Below are 15,006 nucleotides of genomic sequence, written 5' to 3' on the forward strand. Positions count from 1 at the left end.
GATCACCGGCCGCCGTCGGTGTGGCGGGGGTGGCCGGCGTCGGCGGTGCGGGCCGCGTCGGCGGCGTCGTTCGCGTCGTCGGCCGCGTCGGGCGGGGTGAGCGCGTCGCGGCCCCGGCCGCCGAGGAAGCGGGCGAACACCAGGATGCCGGCCGGCCCGGTCACCGACAGCACCAGGGCGAGGTCCTGGTAGGAGGTGCGGCCGAAGCCCTGGGACATCAGCAGCAACGCGACGGCGGTGATCACCGAGGCGAGGTTGAGCCCGGCGACGCGTTCGTGCGGCTCGGTCCGCAGCACCACCCAGCCGCACGGCGGCAGCCCGGCGGTGAGCAGCACGGCGGCGGCCAGCAGCCAGGCGTTCACGAACGGTCCCCGAGCGTCAGGGCGCGTTCGAGGCCGGTGACGTCGTCGGTCAGCACGTGGACGGTGAGGGTCTCGCCGCGCGGGCGGGGGCGAGGGGCGGGGTTCTCACCGGCCGGGGAGGCGTGAGCGCCGGAGGCGGGGGCTGCGGAGGCGTCGGCACCGGAGGCGGGGGCACCGGAGGCGGAGGCGTCGATCCCGGGGGCGGGGGCACCGGAGGCGTCGGTCCCCGAGGCGTCCGCACCGGAGGCGGAGGGGGCACCGGAGGCGTCCGCACCGGAGGCGTCCGCAGCGGAGGCGGAGGCGTCGGCAGCGGAAGCGCCTCCCCCGCAGGCCCCCTCCCCCTCCGTAGCGCCCGTGTCCTCCTCCCCGTAGCGCCCCACGTCCACCACGTACGCGCCCGGGGTGGCGGACAGCAGCGCCCCGGCCCAGGCGGCGCCGGTGCCGGGGCGCAGGCGCAGGACGCGGAAGCGGCCCGGGGCCGGGCGGCCGCACAGGACGCCGGCGGTGACGGCGGCCAGCCGGGCGGTGTCGGTGAGCAGTGCGGCCGGCCAGTGCAGGGCGGCGGCGAGCGCCCGGCCGCCTCCCCCGGTGCCGGCCTCGGCGGCGGTGCGGGCCAGCCGGGCGGCGACGGCGGCCAGGACGGCACCGGCGGCGCCCACCGCGAACTCCAGCGGGGTGACGTCGGAGATGAGGACCAGGTACAGCGCCGTCAGCACCAGCCACCAGGCGGCGACTTCACCGGCGGCCGCCGCGAGGGAGCGCGTGGTGCGGCGCATCCGTTCCTCCTTCGACGCGGGGCCCCGGCCGGGTCTGCCACGTCTACCCCGCGCTCCGGCGACGATGCGGGGCGCGCGCCGGGCCGGGGTGCCGGGCGCGGGCGGGGTTCACCGCGATGGCGCAGGGCGGGGGTGCGAGGGGCCGCGGACCTCACCGTCGTGCGGGCCCCGGTCGCCGCCGGCGTGGTCCCGGACGCCGTCGTGATCCCGTACACCGTCGTGACGCGGGCCGCCGTCGTGGCGGGAGGCGCAGCCGTCGTGGCGGGTGTGGCGGGTGGGGGTGTCGTCGAGCGGGTGGTGGCCGGGGGCCGGGGCGGTGTTGATCCGGGGCAGGGCGTAGGGGTGTTCGCGGCGCAGCCAGTCGAGCATGACCTCGCGGATGGTGCAGCGCAGCGTCCACACGTCGCCGGAGTCCTTGGCGGTGGCCAGGGCCCGTACCTCGATCGTGGTGGGGGTGGTGTCGGTGACCGCCAGGCTCCAGCCGCGGCCGTCCCAGGTGGCGTTCTCCTTCAGCACCCGGTGCAGCTCGGAGCGCATCTCCTCGACCGGGGTGGCGTGGTCGAGGTGGAAGAGGACGACCCCGGTCAGCTGGGCGCCGCCGCGGGTCCAGTCCTCGAACGGGCGGCTGGTGAAGTACGACACGGGCATGGTGACCCGGCGTTCGTCCCAGGTGCGGATGACCAGGTAGGTGAGGGTGATCTCCTCGATGGTGCCCCACTGGCCCTCGACCACCACGGTGTCGCCGAGCCGGACCATGTCGCCGAACGCGATCTGCAGGCCGGCGAAGAGGTTGCCGAGGACGGACTGGGCCGCGATGCCGGCGACGGCGGCGATGACGCCGGCCGAGGCGAGCACGGAGGTGCCGGCCGTGCGCATCGCGGGAAACTGCATGAGGGCGACCGCGGCGGCCACCACGGCCACCACGACGAACACCACCCGCTGGATCAGCGTGACCTGGGTGCGCACCCGGCGGACCCGGGCGGGGTCGTGCGAGACGCTGGCGTAGCGGGTGAAGCCGGACTCGCTGATCGCGGTGGCGACCCGGACGGCCAGCCAGGTCAGCGAGGCGACCAGGACGACGGCCAGCGCGCGTTCGATCCCGTCGCGGTGGCCGTGGCCGACGCGGGCGGCCGGGAAGGCGCCGAGCAGCAGCAGGGCGCACAGCAGTACCTGGAACGGGATCCGGCAGCGGCGCAGCAGGTGCCACAGCGGGGTCTCGGGGTGCCGGGCGTCGACGCGGCGCAGTGCGCGGTCCACCACCCAGCCGAGCGCCAGGGTGGCGACCAGGGCACCGCCCGCCACGGCCAGCGGACGAAGCAAGGTCTCCATCACAGTGCTACAACCTCACCGGTAAGCCGCGTGCCGTCCCCGCGGGGACGGCACACTGTCGTACGGCTGGGCCGCCGGTCCTCGCCGAGCCGTTACCAGTTGCGTTCCTCGACCTCGACGACGGGCGCGGCCGGCCGGGGCGGCTGCATCTGACGACGCTTGAAGATGCTCACGTAAGCGGCCAGCCCGATCACACCGACGGCCATCATGATCAGGCCGATGAGGTCCGTGTTGACCCCCTTGATGTGCAAGTTGACGGCGAACGTGAGGATCGCTCCGAGGCCGATCAGGCCGATGCATCCTCCGATGCCCATGATGCTGCCTCCGTAGGTCTTTTGTGCTTCTCCAACCACTCGCCTGCCCGGGGCCGTGGCCGATATGCGTACCGAACGAGCCGCGCGTCGCGGTCGTCGCGACCCCAACGGGTGTGGCGCCGCGGGCGTTTGCCGTCCTACGGGGTCAACTGGCCGTGCAGAGCGGGCAGTTGGGGATTCGGGCCGGGGTCAGCGGCCGGTGAGGTCCTCGGCGGCGCGGGCGAGCGTGTCGGGGTGGCCGAACAGGCCGGGCAGGCCGCCGGTGTGCAAGAAGACGGTGCGGTGGCCGGGCCGGACGTCGCCGTCGCAGACCGCGGCGATCAGCCCGGCCATGGCGCGGCCGGTGTAGACCGGGTCGAGCACCACGCCCTCGGTGCGGGCGGCCAGCGTGAGGGCGGCCATGACCGGTTCGGTGAGCACCGGGTAGCCGGCGCCGACCTGGTCGTGGCGGACCCGCAGCTCACCGGCGTCCGGGTGGCCGCCGTCCGGGCCGGCCATGCCGGACAGCAGGGCGCCGACCGTGCCGGCCGGGTCCTCGACGGCGCCGCAGTGCACGCCGAGCACCCGGTGCGCGCCGAGGACGGAGACCAGGCCGGCCATGGTGCCGCCGGAGCCGAGCGCGACGACGACGGTGTCCAGGTCCGGTGCCTGGGTGAGGAGTTCGCGGGCGCACCGCGCGTAGCCGAGGGCGCCGAGCGGGCTGGAGCCGCCGAACGGGACGAGCGCCGGGATCTCACCGCCGGCCCGCAGTTCGTCGGCCACCGCGGCGGTCCGGGCGCCCAGTTCGGCCTCGCCGACCGGGCCGGCCCACACCACCCGGGCGCCGAACAGCCCGTCGAGGGCGAGGTTGCCGCCGTGCGGCACGCCGGGGTCGGCGGCCAGCACCAGGACGGCGTCCAGGCCGAGCCGGGCGGCCGCGGCGGCGGTCAGCCGGGCGTGGTTGCTCTGCGGGGCGCCGCAGGTCACCAGGGTGGTGGCACCGGCCGCGAGCGCCTGGCCGCAGGTGAACTCCAGCTTGCGGACCTTGTTGCCGCCGCCGCCCAGCCCGGTGAGGTCGTCGCGTTTGATCCACAGGTCGTCCGGTCCCAGGCCCAGCCGCAGCCCGAGCCGGGCGGCGGGTTCCAGCGGGGTGGGCCAGCTGCTGAGCGGCGCGCGGGGCGCGGTGCCGTCGGCGTTGGTCATGCGGGAGCCCTCCGGATCAGCGGTCGGCGGTCGGCGGTCATCGGTCGGCGTCGGGGCGCGGCGGTCGTGGGGCCGGGCGGTCGGCGCCGGGTGCGGCAGTCGGGTGCGGGGGGCGGGCGGCGGCCCGCCGGGCGGCGGCCGGTCGCGCGGCCGTCAGGGGCCGGGCAGGGGGCGGCCGCCGCCGGGGCGGTCAGCGGTCGAAGACCGCGGCGACCTGCGGGATGCGGGCGATGTACCCGTCCAGCAACTGGCGGCCGACGGTGACCGAGCCGACCAGCGGGTGCAGCGAGAACGCCTGGAGGGCGTCGGAGCGCGAACCGGTGACCGCGGCGCTGATGGTCAGCCGCTCGACCGCCTTGACCTGTTGCATCAGGCCGCTCTGGTGCAGGTCGGGCGCGGTGACGGTGTGCGGGTGCAGGCCGCGGCCGTCGACGGTGACCGGGATCTCGACGACCGCGTCGGGCGGCAGCGCGGCGACGGTGGTGCCGTTGCGGACGTTGAGGATCATGCTGACCGGCTCGTCGCGGGCGATGGCGGCCATCACGCCGACGGCGACCTGGGCGTAGCCGTGCTCCTCGGGGTCGGAGACGTCGGTGGCGGCGGCGCCGGCCGCGTGGTCGGCCTTGGCCTCGGCCATGTAGCTGGCGCTGCGGTTGGCGACGGTCTCGCGCCACAGGCTGACCGCGCCGGGGCCGTCCTCCCGGGCGACGCGGTCGAAGAAGGCGGTCTGCTGCTCGACCAGGAACTCGCCGCGGGTGCGGCCGGAGTCGATGATGGAGCGCACCGCGTCGCGGTTGAAGTAGTAGTAGTACAGGTACTCGTTGGGGATCAGGCCGAGGTCGCGCAGCCACGAGCGGCCGAAGACCATGCCCTCCTCCAGGCCGCCGAGCAGGTCGTCGTCGGCGAGCAGCTCGGGCAGCAGGTCGCGGCCGTCGTGGTGGACGCCGCGCATCCAGCCGAGGTGGTTGAGGCCGACGTAGTCCATCCGCACCCGGGAGCCGTCGACGCCGAGGGCGGCGGCGACCCGGCGGCCGAGGCCGGAGGGGGTGTCGCAGATGCCCAGGACCCGGTCGCCCAGCACGGTCTGCATGGCCTCGGTGATCATGCCGGCCGGGTTGGTGAAGTTGATGACGTAGGCGTGCGGGGCGAGCGCCTTGACCCGGCGGGCGATGTCGAGCATCACCGGGATGGTGCGCAGGCCGAAGGCGAGGCCGCCGGGGCCGGTGGTCTCCTGGCCGAGGACGTCGAGGTCGAGGGCGACGCGCTCGTCGCAGGTGCGGCCGTGCAGCCCGCCGACGCGGATGGCGGCGAAGACGAAGTCGCTGCCCTCCACGGCGGTGTCGAGGTCGGTGGTGGCGGTGACCTTCGGCGCGTCGCCGTGTCCTTCGGCGAGTTCGGCCAGCAGTCGCGCCATCGAGGCGAGGCGGCCCTCGTCGATGTCGTGCAGGACGACGTGCTCGATCCGCGGGGAGCCGGTGTCGCGCAGCAACGCCTGGTAGACGTACGGCACGCGGAATCCGCCGCCGCCCAGGATGGACAGCTTCATACGGTTGTCACCTTTCCGCCTGCCTGCCGGTAGGCCCCGACCGTCGACGGGTCGGCGTTGGAGGTCGTGATCAGGGTGTCGATATCGGCCGGCGCGCACAGCCGCAGCGAGCCGGTACCGGGGAACGTGTTGCCGGCGGCCACCAGCACCCGGCGGTCGGACACGCCGGGCACGGCCTGGCCGAGGGGCGCCTCGACCTCCATGTCGTCCAGGACCTGCCCGTCGGGACGCACCCCGGTGCGGCTGAGGAACGCGATGTCGGCGCCGACCTGGCGCAGCGCGGCCCCGGTGAGCGAGCCGACCGGGGAGAGGTAGCTGCGGCGCGGCACGCCGTCGGGCAGGATGAGGCGGACGGCCCGGTCGTCGCGCGGTTCGTCGAACACGGTGCCGGTGCCGGTGATGACGGTGACCGGGCGGCCGTGCGGTCGGCGGGCGAGCCGGGCGGTGCCGGTGCCGGTGCCGGTGCCGGTGCCGGTGCCGGTGCCGGTGCCGGTGCCGGTGCCGGTGCCGGTGCCGGTGCCGGTGCCGGTGCCGGTGCCGGTGCCGGTGCCGGTGATGACGGTGACCGGGCGGCCGCGCGGTCGGCGGGCGAGCCGGGCGGTGCCGGCGCCGGTGCCGAGCGGGACGACGCTGGTGTCGGGGACGAGTTCGGCGGCGCGGGCCGCCATCGCCGCGTGGTGCGCACGGTCGTGGCGGGCGCTCGCGCCGAACGGTTCCTCCGGCTCCTCGCCGCCCCGGCGCCGGCGGGAGGAGAGCGCGGCTCCGCCGTGGGAGCGCACGAGTTCGCCGTCGCGGTCCAGCTGTTCCAGGTCCCGGCGGACGGTGGATTCGCCGACCCGCAGCGTGGCGGCGAGCTCGCGCACCGTCGCCTCCCCGGCGGCCCGGAGCGACTCCACGCTCCTGGCGTGCCGGTCGGTCGCTGTCATCCGGCTCAAGCTACCAGCCGATGACCGGCCTCGGTCATTACCGCTGACGGAGGTCGGTCGGCCGTGCGGTACGGCCCTCGTCCCGTGACCGGACCTCGCCGGTCGTCGCGGAGGGTCTGCTCGTCCGGCGGCTGCCGCGTCCGGCCGGCGGGGCTCCCCGGGGCCGACGTCACCGGGGCAGGCGCTGGTTCGGCACTCATCGCGCCGGGCGGGACGCATCGCGCCGGGCGGGACGGTCCGGTCGTTCTCCGGGCCTCTCGAACATACTTCGGGAATTTCTCCGGGGCGTGGGCACGGGGTCACTTCGCGTCATATCCCGGCCCCGGTTGTACGGGTGGCCGGAAGTGTGGTGGTTCTCACGGCCGTCCCTCCGGTACCGGTCGGCCACTTGTTCGCGTTCTTCGGGGTTCCGGGGAAATCGCCGCCTTTTCATCGGACGCCGATCAGCCTGATCACGCCGTTTCCGGCATTCGCCATTCCGCCGTACTTCGGCGTGCGGGGCGCGGGACTCAGGGATTCCCGCAGGTCGTTGTTCCGGTCGCGGACCGCGTGGCCGCCCGCATTCGGCGCGTTGGGGACGCGGGCTCTCCTGCGTCCGGTGCCGGTCGGCGCCGCCCGGCGTCGTCGGGGCGGCGCAGGTGGCCGACTCCCCGGGGCGGGCCGGGCCGTGGCGCGTCCTGGCACCGGTCGGCGCCGCCGGTGTGCTCACCGGACGACCCGGCGGTCCGCGCGGGCGGTGAACACCCTCATCGCGATCGCCGGCCGGGGCGAACGCACGGGCCGGCCTTCTTCGGGCGTGAACACACCCCGCGTTTCGCATTGCCCGCGCGGCCCGACCGATCACCGTGCTCACGGCCGCCGCGTTCCAGGTGGTGCCCCAGCGATATTCCGTTCCGGGAATACCGGCGGACCCGTGAAGCGCTGAACGACGGTTTTCGGACAGGTCCGTTCGTCACGTTCCGGGATCAGTGGTGTCGTTACTGTGATCGGCGAAGACACACGATGGAGCGCAACGGCGGCAAGAGTGATGATCTTGTGCAGACGTACCTACCTCCAGGGCTTAGCATCATGCCTCGTTACGAACTCATGTTTGCCTGCTTCTTGGGAGAGCCGCCCATGCGTCGGACCGGGACCGTCCTCGCCTCAGCACTTGTCCTAGCGCTGTGCACGTCCTGCTCGGGCGGCAGCGGGAGCGGCGACGGCGGGCACCCCGTGATGGGGACCACCGACCTGGTCAGCAACCTCGACCCGGCCGGCGCCTACGACCAGGGGTCGTGGATTCTGTACGGCAACACCTTCCAGACGCTGCTGAGCTTCCCGCCCAACCAGGACCAGCCCAAGCCGGACGCCGCCAAGTCCTGCGGGTTCACCAACGCCTCGCGGACCGTCTACACCTGCACGATGCGCGCCGGCCTGACCTTCTCCAACGGGGACCCGCTGACCGCCCAGGACGTGGCGTTCAGCTTCAACCGGATCAAGAAGATCAACGCCGCGGCCGGTCCCGAGTCGCTGCTGTCCAACCTCACCTCGACGACCGCCTCCGGCGACACGGTGACCTTCAAGCTGTCCGAGCCGGACGCCACCTTCCCGATGAAGATATCCAGCGGTGCCGGCGCCCTGGTGGACAGCAAGGTCTACCCGGCCGACAAACTGCTGACCGGCGGCAAGCTGATCGGGTCCGGCCCGTACGCGCTCAAGGACTACACCAAGCAGAAGGTGGCGGACCTGACGCCGAACGCGGACTACCACGGCATCTTCAAGCTGGCCAACGCCGGCGCGACGATCCGGTACTACGCCGACGGTGCCGCGCTGGCGGCCGCGCTGAAGGCCAAGAAGGTCGACTTCGTACCGCGCGACCTGCCGCCGGCCGTGGAGAACCAGTACCAGGAGGGCTCCAGCGCCTACCAGACCATCGCGATCAGCAGCGGCACCGAGAACATCATGGTGTTCGACTCCACGCACGCGCCGTTCGACCAGCCCGCGGTGCGGCAGGCCGTCGCCTCGCTGGTGGACCGCTCGGCGCTGGTCGGCACCGTCTTCCAGCACACCGTCACCCCGCTGTACTCGCTGGTCCCGCAGGGCGTGCTGGGCCACACCACGCCGTTCTTCGACAAGTACGGCTCCGACCCCGACGAGCAGGCGGCGGCCACCGACCTGCAGCGGGCCGGCATCCACACGCCGGTGAAGTTCACCCTCAGCTACGCCACCGGCCCGGCGCCGAAGCCGGAGGCCGTGGAGCTGGCCAAGGAGCTGAACGCCTCGGGGCTGTTCCAGGTCGACATCCAGGACGTCCACACGCTGGCGGCCATGGAGACCGGCTGGACGCACAACAAGTACGACGCGTTCACCGTCGGCTGGTCGGCCGACTACCCGGACGCCGACGACTTCATCGCGCCGCTGCTGGAGGACCAGGGCGTCTTCAACAACGGCTACCACAACGCGTCGATCAACTCCTGGCTCAAGCAGAGCCGGACGATGGCCTCCCGGCCGGCCGCCGACGGCCTGTTCGGCAAGATCCAGCAGCAGGAGGCGGCCGACGCGCCGATCGTGCCGCTGTGGCAGAGCAAGGACTACGCGGTGTCCGCCTCCAACGTGCAGGGCGCCGCGCTGTCGACCTCGGCCAGCGGTGTCACCTGCCTGTGGATGGTCAGCGTCGGCAGCACGTCCTGACCGCAGCGCGACCAAAGCCCCCGCCCGCCCGAACTCCCGGGCGCGCGGGGGCTTTTCCGCGCCCCCGCACCGGGCATGATCGCCGGTGAGGGCGGCCACGGCCGCCGGCCGTCACGACCCCAGAGACGAGGCACCCGCGGTGACCCAGCGGAGATCAACCGGGCTTGAAGTGCTCACCGACAACGAACTGCGCACCCACACGCGCATCATGCTGGAGGGCACCGGCCACCGGGGCCCGCAGTCCTGGCCGATGGACAACCTCGACGAGGACATCTACCAGGAGATCGAACGCCGGGTGCCGGCGCTGGCGGAACTGCGCCTGGACCTCGACCATCGGCTCGCCGAGGACCTCGAACGCCGCCAGGCCGCCGACCCGGCCACCGCCGACGTGCCGGAGTACACCGACAACGGCCAGGAGTGGGCCGACAAGGACGCCGAACGCGCCTGGGACCAGGTCCGGGACCGCTGGCGCGCCGGGATGGTCAGGTGGCTGGAGGCGGGCCACGACGACGCCTGATCCCGGCCGGACGCGTCGCGGCCCGGGAGACGGCACCGGTGCGGTGCGCGTCCCGGGCCGCGGAGACCGCCGGAGCGGGATCAGTGCGTGTTGGCCAGCACGGTGGCCAGGGCCACCGCGCCGGGCACGCCCTGGGCGAAGAAGATGCGCCGGTTGGCGGTCAGGCTGCCGTACAGGCCGGCCACCACCACGCAGATCAGGAAGAAGATCAGCACCCGCCGGCCGGTCGGGTCGGCGGCTATCAGCCCCCACACCAGGCCGGCCGCCAGGAAGCCGTTGTAGAGGCCCTGGTTGGCCGCCAGGGGCGCGGTGGTCCGGGCCAGGTCGGCGTCGAACCCGGACAGCGCCCGGCCCGGGGCCTTCTGCCACAGGAACATCTCCAGCACCAGGAAGTACACATGCAGTACGGCCACCAGTGCGACCAGCACGATCGCGATCGTGTTCACGCTCGTTCGACCCCTTGCCCGTTCGATCTTGCCGAATGTCTGACCGAACTTTATGGGCGGGTGTCCAGAACGCGGGACACGGGGGCCTTACGGATGTGTGCCGATCCGGTCGGGCCCGCGTCGTCCCGGTGACCGGGGAGCCGGCCGGCCGGCGGGTCGGCCGGCTCCGCCGGGCGGTCTCCCGGCCGGCCGGCGCGAGGAGGCCCACGTCACCGGGGCGGCGGCACCGCGGACTGCCGGGCGAGTGGTTCGGACCAGCGAGTCCCCCGCAAACGCCGTCCGCCCGCCCCCGCCCCGCGTAAGTTCTGCTGGGCCACGAGGGCGCGACAACGCCTCTGGCACATCGTCTGGAGGGAGAAGTCATGCGCGCTCGGGGAATCCGCGTCCCGCGAAGAGGCGTCCTCGCGTCACGGGCACTCGTGGCCGCGGCCGGCGCCGGTCTGCTGGCGGGTGCCGCCGTCGCCCTGCCGGGCACCGCGCACGCCGCTCCCGCCGCGGCCACCCACCTCAGCCACCCCGAGCGGGACTGGGCCGGCTCCACCGTCGCCGCGCACGAGGGCCGCGCCGCCGTACCGCCGGGCAGCGCCCCGCAGGCCGCCACCACCAAGGGCCTGGACGTCAGCTCCCGGCAGGGCAGCGTGAACTGGACGGCCGCCCGCAAGGCCGGCGCCCGGTTCGCGTACGTGAAGGCCACCGAGTCGACGACGTACCACAACGCCCACTTCACCCAGCAGTACAACGGCTCGTACAAGGCGGGGCTGATCCGCGGCGCCTACCACTTCGCCACCCCGAACACCTCCACCGGCCGCGCGCAGGCCGACTACTTCGTCAAGCACGGCGGCGGGTGGTCGAAGGACGGCAGGACGCTGCCGCCGATACTCGACATCGAGTACAACCCGTACGGCGCCGAGTGCTACGGCAAGTCGCACGCCGCCATGGTCGCCTGGGTCAAGAGCTTCACCGGTGAGGTGCACGCCAGGACCGGCCGGTGGCCGACGATCTACACCACCGCCGACTGGTGGAACACCTGCACCGGCAAGAGCCCGGCGTTCGCCGCGAAGGACCCGCTGTTCGTGGCCCGCTACTCGGCCCGCATCGGCGCCCTGCCGGCCGGCTGGCGCACCTGGACCGTCTGGCAGTACGCCGACTCCGGCGCCCTGCCCGGCGACCAGGACCGGTTCAACGGCGGCCCGGCGCGGATCAAGGCGCTGGCGAACAACACCTGACGGCCCGCGGCCGGCTCAAAGGGCCGGCCGCGGGTCCGCCGCACGGGTGGCGGGCCCGGCCGCCCGTCCGGTCCCGGTGACGCCGGCCGGGCCGTCGTGGCGGCCGGTCAGCGCCGGGTGGCCGGCGCGGGCACCAGACGCACGACGGTGTTGAGGATGTGGTCGATCGCGTCGCGCGAGGGGTTGTCGGTCAGGTCGACCAGCAGCCGGGCCAGCGCGCTCAGGACGGCCGGGGAGCCCATGACGTAGCGGTTGAGCAGCGGCTGGAACCCGGCCCTGCTGAAGACGTGCTTGGCGAGGGCGTTGCCGAGGCGGTAGTGCCGGCCCCAGCGGTGGTTCATCTCCACCGGGTAGTGGTGCAGGGCGCGTTCGTGGCCGGGGCCGGCCGGGCGGGTCAGCGCCAGGGCGACGGTCTCGGCGGCCACCTCGCCGGCCTCCAGCGCCTGGGCGATGCCCTCGCCGTTCCAGGGGCTGACCATGCCGCCGCTGTCGCCGACCAGCAGCATGCCGCGGCCGTACTGCGGGTGCCGGTTGAAGCCGAGCGGCAGGGCGGCGCTGAGCACCTTGCCCTCGGCGTTCTCCTCCGTCAGGCCCCAGTGCTCCGGGACCCGCGCCAGCCACTTGTCGAGGGTGGCACGCAGGTCGGCGCCGCCCTGGCTGCGGTGCGGCAGCGCGCCGAGGCCGACGTTGACCCGCCCGTCGCCCATCGGGAAGATCCAGCCGTACCCGGGCAGGTAGCGGTCGCTGCCGGGGACGCGCAGGTCGGCCCACAGCTCCAGGTACTCCTCCTGGGAGCGTTCCGGGCTGCGGTAGTACCGGCGGGCGGCGGTGGCAACCTGGCGGTGCGGGTCGCGGTCGCGGCCCATGGCGAGGGCCAGCCGGGCGGAGGCGCCGTCGGCGGCGATGACCACCCGGGAACGGTAGGCGACCGGGCGGCGCTCCGGCCCGGCCTGCGCCTCGACACCGGTGATGCGGCCGGCCGGCGAGGTGACCGGCGAGGTGACCTTGACCCCGGTACGCAGCCGGGCGCCGGCCCGCTCCGCGTGCCGGGCGAGGATGTCGTCGAAGTCGTGGCGGCTGCGGGACAGCCCGAAGTCGGGGTAACGCCCCAGGCTCGGCCAGTCGATGACGGCCTGCCGCCGGCCGGCGATCCAGCGCATGCCGCGCGAACGGGTCCAGCCCGGCGCCTGGATGTCGACGCCCATCCGGATCAGCTGGTGGACGGCGCGCGGCGTCAGGCCGTCGCCGCAGACCTTCTCGCGCGGGAACTCGGCCTTCTCCAGCAGCAGGACGTCCACCCCGGCCCGGGCCAGGTGGTAGGCGGCGGAGGACCCGGCCGGGCCGGCGCCGACCACGATGACGTCGGCCTCCTCCGGGCCGTCGGCGGCCGCGCGAGCGTCGTCCGGTCGGGAGGTGTCGGGGGTCGTCATGTCGATTGATGCCCTTTCGCGGCGGTCCACCGATGCGGTGAGGGCAGCATGCCAGGTCAAGGGGGCCGCGCTCGACCCCACCCCTCACCGGCCGCCACCGGTACGGCCGTTGAACGGCGGCGGCCGGGCTCGCGGCAGGTCGGGGCCCCGCCGGATCTCGTCAGCGAACTGCACGTCCGCCGCAACGTCTGCCGCGCGCTACGGGATTCGGCGGCGCTCACCGCGCGGTACGTGCGCAACCCACCGCGTTCAGCACGTGTCGGGCCCCAACTCCCTTACGTTTACAGGGCGATGAGGCCGGCGGTCGTCGGGCGGAAACCGCAGGCGCCGAAGTAGAAGGCGTCGAGCTCCTCGAAGTCGACGTGCAGCCACTCGCAGCCGGCGGCGCGGGCCTCGCGGACGGCGACCGCCACGAGCGCGGCCCCGATCCCCCGGTGCCGCAGGTCGCCGGCGACGAGGGTGTCGAGCACGAACGCGTGCACGCCGCCGTCCCAGGCCACGTTGACGAACCCGGCCAGCCGGGCGCCGTCGTACGCGGTGACCCAGCCGAGACTGTGCCGGCGCAACTGGCCGTCCCAGTCGACGTCGAGCACGCGGTGGCCGAAGCCCTCGGCGTGCAGGACGTTGACCGCGTCGTTGTCGACGCCGCCGCGCCAGGCGTAGGTGAGATGCATGGGCGCAGGGTAGGGGGCGCCCGGCCGGGGGGCACCCGGTTTTCTCCGCCGCCGACCGGCCGGTGGGGGGCGCACCGGCGTGCGGGGGGTGCGACGGCGTGCGGGGTGGCGGGGTGGAGCGCGGGGTGGCGCACGTACGGCGGGGCGGCGTGCGTACCGGCGGGGTCGCGTACGTACCGGCGGGGTGGTGCGACGGCGTGCGGGGTGGCGCACGTACGGCGGAATGGCGTGCGTACCGGCGTGGTCGCGTACGTACCGGCGTGGTCGCGTACGTACCGGCGGGGTGGTGCACGTACGGCGTGGTGGCGCATACGGCGTGGTGGCGGGTCGGCGGGGGCTCGCGGGGGCGCGTTGCGGACTCGGCGCCGCGGGGCCCGTGGGGCGGGGGCGTCCACCGGGGTGGCGCGTGGCGGGCACACTGGTGTCCATGGCTCACCGCTCATCCCGCCGCCCCACCGCCTCCGCTCCGGTCGCCTGCCCGTGCGGGCTGCCCGCCGGGTACGCCGACTGCTGCGGGCGGCTGCACCGCGGCAGCGCCCACGCGACCTCACCGCAGGAGCTGATGCGGTCGCGCTACAGCGCCTTCGTCGTCGGCGACACCGCGTACCTGCTGCGCACCTGGCACCCCTCGACCCGGCCGCCCGCGCTGGAGCTGGACACCGGCCTGCGCTGGCAGCGGCTGGAGATCGTGGCCACGGAGGGCGGCGGCCCGTTCCACAGCGAGGGTGTCGTGGAGTTCCGGGCGCACTACCGGCAGGCGGGCCGCAACGGCGCCATGTGCGAACGCAGCCGGTTCAGCCACCTGGACGGCGCGTGGGTCTACGTCGACGGGGACGTGACCGTCACCGACTGAACGGCCGGGGCCGGCGTGCCCCCAGCGCGGCCGTCGTCCCGGGGTCCGAGCCCCCATCGGTTGGCCCGCCGGTTGTCGAAAGAGTTCTTTCGAGCGTACTGTTTCGAAACATGTCTTCCGAAGAGCCCGGAGCCGGTGCCGACACCGGTACCGATGCAGGTACCGGCCGTCCGCATCTGCGTCTGACCGACCCCAGGGCGATGCGCGCGGTCGCCCACCCCACCCGGCTCGCGCTGCTGGAGGCGCTGATGCTGCGCGAGCCGCTGACCGCGACCGAGGCGGCCGACCTCGTCGGTGAGTCGCCGACCAACTGCGCCTTCCACCTGCGCACGCTGGCCAAGTACGGGTTCGTCGAGGAGGCCGAGGGCGGCACCGGGCGGCGGCGGCCCTGGCGGCGCGCGCAGGCCGGCTTCAGCCTGGAGGCCGACGGCAGCGCGCCACAGGACTCCGAGAGCCGACTGGCCGCCGACGCGCTGACCGGCGTCGTGCTGGAGACCTGGCTGGAGCGCATCCGCCGCGTCTTCGCCCGGCGTCCGGGATTCCCCGAGCGGTGGCGGCGGTTGACCGGCATGTCGGAGACGGTGCTGTTCATGACGCCCGAGGAGGCGGAGGAGTTCACCCGCGACGCGCACGAACTGCTGCGCCGCTTCCAGGAGCGCTCCGACAACGCCGCGCTGCGCCCCGCCGGTTCGGTACCGGTGGAGGTCATCCAGTTCAGCTTCCCGTTCGACGCCGTCACCCGTCCGGAGGGCTGA

General features: G+C 74.2%; 15 protein-coding genes. 5 read left to right on the forward strand and 10 right to left on the reverse strand.

Going from position 1 to position 15,006, the window contains the following annotated elements; translation table 11 throughout:
• Positions 1 to 2: 2 nt before the first annotated feature.
• From POF43_RS07620 to POF43_RS07650, 7 genes are all read right to left on the reverse strand, one after another.
• The gene (locus POF43_RS07620) at positions 3 to 362 is read right to left on the reverse strand and encodes an MrpF/PhaF family protein (protein ID WP_271322677.1); all 360 of its coding nucleotides are present in this window, start codon (positions 360 to 362) and stop codon (positions 3 to 5) included.
• Positions 359 to 1,138 carry a hypothetical protein gene (locus POF43_RS07625; RefSeq protein ID WP_282704479.1) on the reverse strand — a complete coding sequence of 260 codons (780 nt, stop codon included), beginning with the start codon at positions 1,136 to 1,138 and terminating at the stop codon, positions 359 to 361. The genes POF43_RS07620 and POF43_RS07625 overlap by 4 nt, the downstream gene beginning before the upstream one ends.
• 108 nt (positions 1,139 to 1,246) lie before the next feature.
• Positions 1,247 to 2,467, reverse strand: a complete 1,221-nt coding sequence (locus tag POF43_RS07630; protein WP_282698569.1) for a mechanosensitive ion channel family protein — start codon at positions 2,465 to 2,467, stop codon at positions 1,247 to 1,249.
• A gap of 92 nt (positions 2,468 to 2,559) precedes the next feature.
• Positions 2,560 to 2,781, reverse strand: a complete 222-nt coding sequence (locus tag POF43_RS07635; RefSeq protein WP_271314899.1) for a hypothetical protein — start codon at positions 2,779 to 2,781, stop codon at positions 2,560 to 2,562.
• Positions 2,782 to 2,970: 189 nt separating this feature from the next.
• Entirely contained in the window at positions 2,971 to 3,963 is a 993-nt protein-coding gene (locus tag POF43_RS07640) for a pyridoxal-phosphate dependent enzyme (RefSeq protein ID WP_271325657.1), read from the reverse strand.
• 190 nt (positions 3,964 to 4,153) lie between these two features.
• Positions 4,154 to 5,509: a 6-phospho-beta-glucosidase gene (locus tag POF43_RS07645; protein ID WP_271324095.1), complete on the reverse strand. Its 1,356-nt coding sequence runs from the start codon at positions 5,507 to 5,509 to the stop codon at positions 4,154 to 4,156.
• Complete coding sequence (locus POF43_RS07650; RefSeq protein ID WP_271324094.1) at positions 5,506 to 6,435, reverse strand: DeoR family transcriptional regulator; 930 nt, start codon at positions 6,433 to 6,435, stop codon at positions 5,506 to 5,508. Before POF43_RS07650 ends, POF43_RS07645 begins: the two co-directional genes overlap by 4 nt.
• A 1,215-nt stretch (positions 6,436 to 7,650) precedes the next feature.
• Here POF43_RS07650 and POF43_RS07655 point away from each other — a divergent pair.
• Both POF43_RS07655 and POF43_RS07660 read left to right on the forward strand, forming a co-directional pair.
• Complete coding sequence (locus tag POF43_RS07655; RefSeq protein ID WP_271324096.1) at positions 7,651 to 9,105, forward strand: ABC transporter substrate-binding protein; 1,455 nt, start codon at positions 7,651 to 7,653, stop codon at positions 9,103 to 9,105.
• A 139-nt stretch (positions 9,106 to 9,244) separates the two neighbouring features.
• Positions 9,245 to 9,622 carry a hypothetical protein gene (locus tag POF43_RS07660; protein WP_271324093.1) on the forward strand — a complete coding sequence of 126 codons (378 nt, stop codon included), beginning with the start codon at positions 9,245 to 9,247 and terminating at the stop codon, positions 9,620 to 9,622.
• Between the two features lie 80 nt (positions 9,623 to 9,702).
• Here POF43_RS07660 and POF43_RS07665 read toward each other — a convergent pair whose 3' ends face one another.
• The gene (locus POF43_RS07665; RefSeq protein ID WP_271314905.1) at positions 9,703 to 10,068 is read right to left on the reverse strand and encodes a DUF1304 domain-containing protein; all 366 of its coding nucleotides are present in this window, start codon (positions 10,066 to 10,068) and stop codon (positions 9,703 to 9,705) included.
• 362 nt (positions 10,069 to 10,430) lie between these two features.
• Between POF43_RS07665 and POF43_RS07670 the strand changes: the two genes are divergently transcribed.
• Complete coding sequence (locus tag POF43_RS07670; protein ID WP_271324092.1) at positions 10,431 to 11,294, forward strand: lysozyme; 864 nt, start codon at positions 10,431 to 10,433, stop codon at positions 11,292 to 11,294.
• 107 nt (positions 11,295 to 11,401) lie between these two features.
• Here the strand turns inward: POF43_RS07670 and POF43_RS07675 are convergent, their stop codons facing one another.
• Both POF43_RS07675 and POF43_RS07680 read right to left on the reverse strand, forming a co-directional pair.
• Positions 11,402 to 12,724 (reverse strand): geranylgeranyl reductase family protein, encoded by a 1,323-nt coding sequence (locus tag POF43_RS07675; RefSeq protein WP_271324091.1) that lies wholly within the window; start codon positions 12,722 to 12,724, stop codon positions 11,402 to 11,404.
• Positions 12,725 to 13,005: 281 nt separating this feature from the next.
• Positions 13,006 to 13,398 (reverse strand): GNAT family N-acetyltransferase, encoded by a 393-nt coding sequence (locus POF43_RS07680; RefSeq protein ID WP_271314908.1) that lies wholly within the window; start codon positions 13,396 to 13,398, stop codon positions 13,006 to 13,008.
• Positions 13,399 to 13,825: 427 nt separating this feature from the next.
• On the opposite strand from POF43_RS07680, the gene POF43_RS07685 reads away from it, so the two are divergent.
• A complete protein-coding gene (locus tag POF43_RS07685) occupies positions 13,826 to 14,251 on the forward strand; it encodes a YchJ family protein (protein ID WP_271325264.1) in 426 nt (141 codons plus the stop codon).
• A 110-nt stretch (positions 14,252 to 14,361) separates the two neighbouring features.
• Entirely contained in the window at positions 14,362 to 15,006 is a 645-nt protein-coding gene (locus POF43_RS07690) for a helix-turn-helix domain-containing protein (RefSeq protein ID WP_271325263.1), read from the forward strand.

This window comes from Streptantibioticus silvisoli (assembly GCF_027947535.2).
GTDB lineage: Bacteria > Actinomycetota > Actinomycetes > Streptomycetales > Streptomycetaceae > Streptantibioticus_C > Streptantibioticus_C silvisoli.

Bases quoted from the DNA above. Each gene is read 5' to 3' on its own strand.
- POF43_RS07625 (WP_282704479.1), bottom strand. From the start codon at position 1,138: ATGCGCCGCACCACGCGCTCCCTCGCGGCGGCCGCCGGTGAAGTCGCC.
- POF43_RS07630 (WP_282698569.1), bottom strand. From the start codon at position 2,467: ATGGAGACCTTGCTTCGTCCGCTGGCCGTGGCGGGCGGTGCCCTGGTC.
- POF43_RS07635 (WP_271314899.1), bottom strand. From the start codon at position 2,781: ATGGGCATCGGAGGATGCATCGGCCTGATCGGCCTCGGAGCGATCCTC.
- POF43_RS07640 (WP_271325657.1), bottom strand. From the start codon at position 3,963: ATGACCAACGCCGACGGCACCGCGCCCCGCGCGCCGCTCAGCAGCTGG.
- POF43_RS07645 (WP_271324095.1), bottom strand. From the start codon at position 5,509: ATGAAGCTGTCCATCCTGGGCGGCGGCGGATTCCGCGTGCCGTACGTC.
- POF43_RS07650 (WP_271324094.1), bottom strand. From the start codon at position 6,435: ATGACAGCGACCGACCGGCACGCCAGGAGCGTGGAGTCGCTCCGGGCC.
- POF43_RS07655 (WP_271324096.1), top strand. From the start codon at position 7,651: ATGGGGACCACCGACCTGGTCAGCAACCTCGACCCGGCCGGCGCCTAC.
- POF43_RS07670 (WP_271324092.1), top strand. From the start codon at position 10,431: ATGCGCGCTCGGGGAATCCGCGTCCCGCGAAGAGGCGTCCTCGCGTCA.
- POF43_RS07675 (WP_271324091.1), bottom strand. From the start codon at position 12,724: ATGACGACCCCCGACACCTCCCGACCGGACGACGCTCGCGCGGCCGCC.
- POF43_RS07680 (WP_271314908.1), bottom strand. From the start codon at position 13,398: ATGCATCTCACCTACGCCTGGCGCGGCGGCGTCGACAACGACGCGGTC.
- POF43_RS07685 (WP_271325264.1), top strand. From the start codon at position 13,826: ATGGCTCACCGCTCATCCCGCCGCCCCACCGCCTCCGCTCCGGTCGCC.
- POF43_RS07690 (WP_271325263.1), top strand. From the start codon at position 14,362: ATGTCTTCCGAAGAGCCCGGAGCCGGTGCCGACACCGGTACCGATGCA.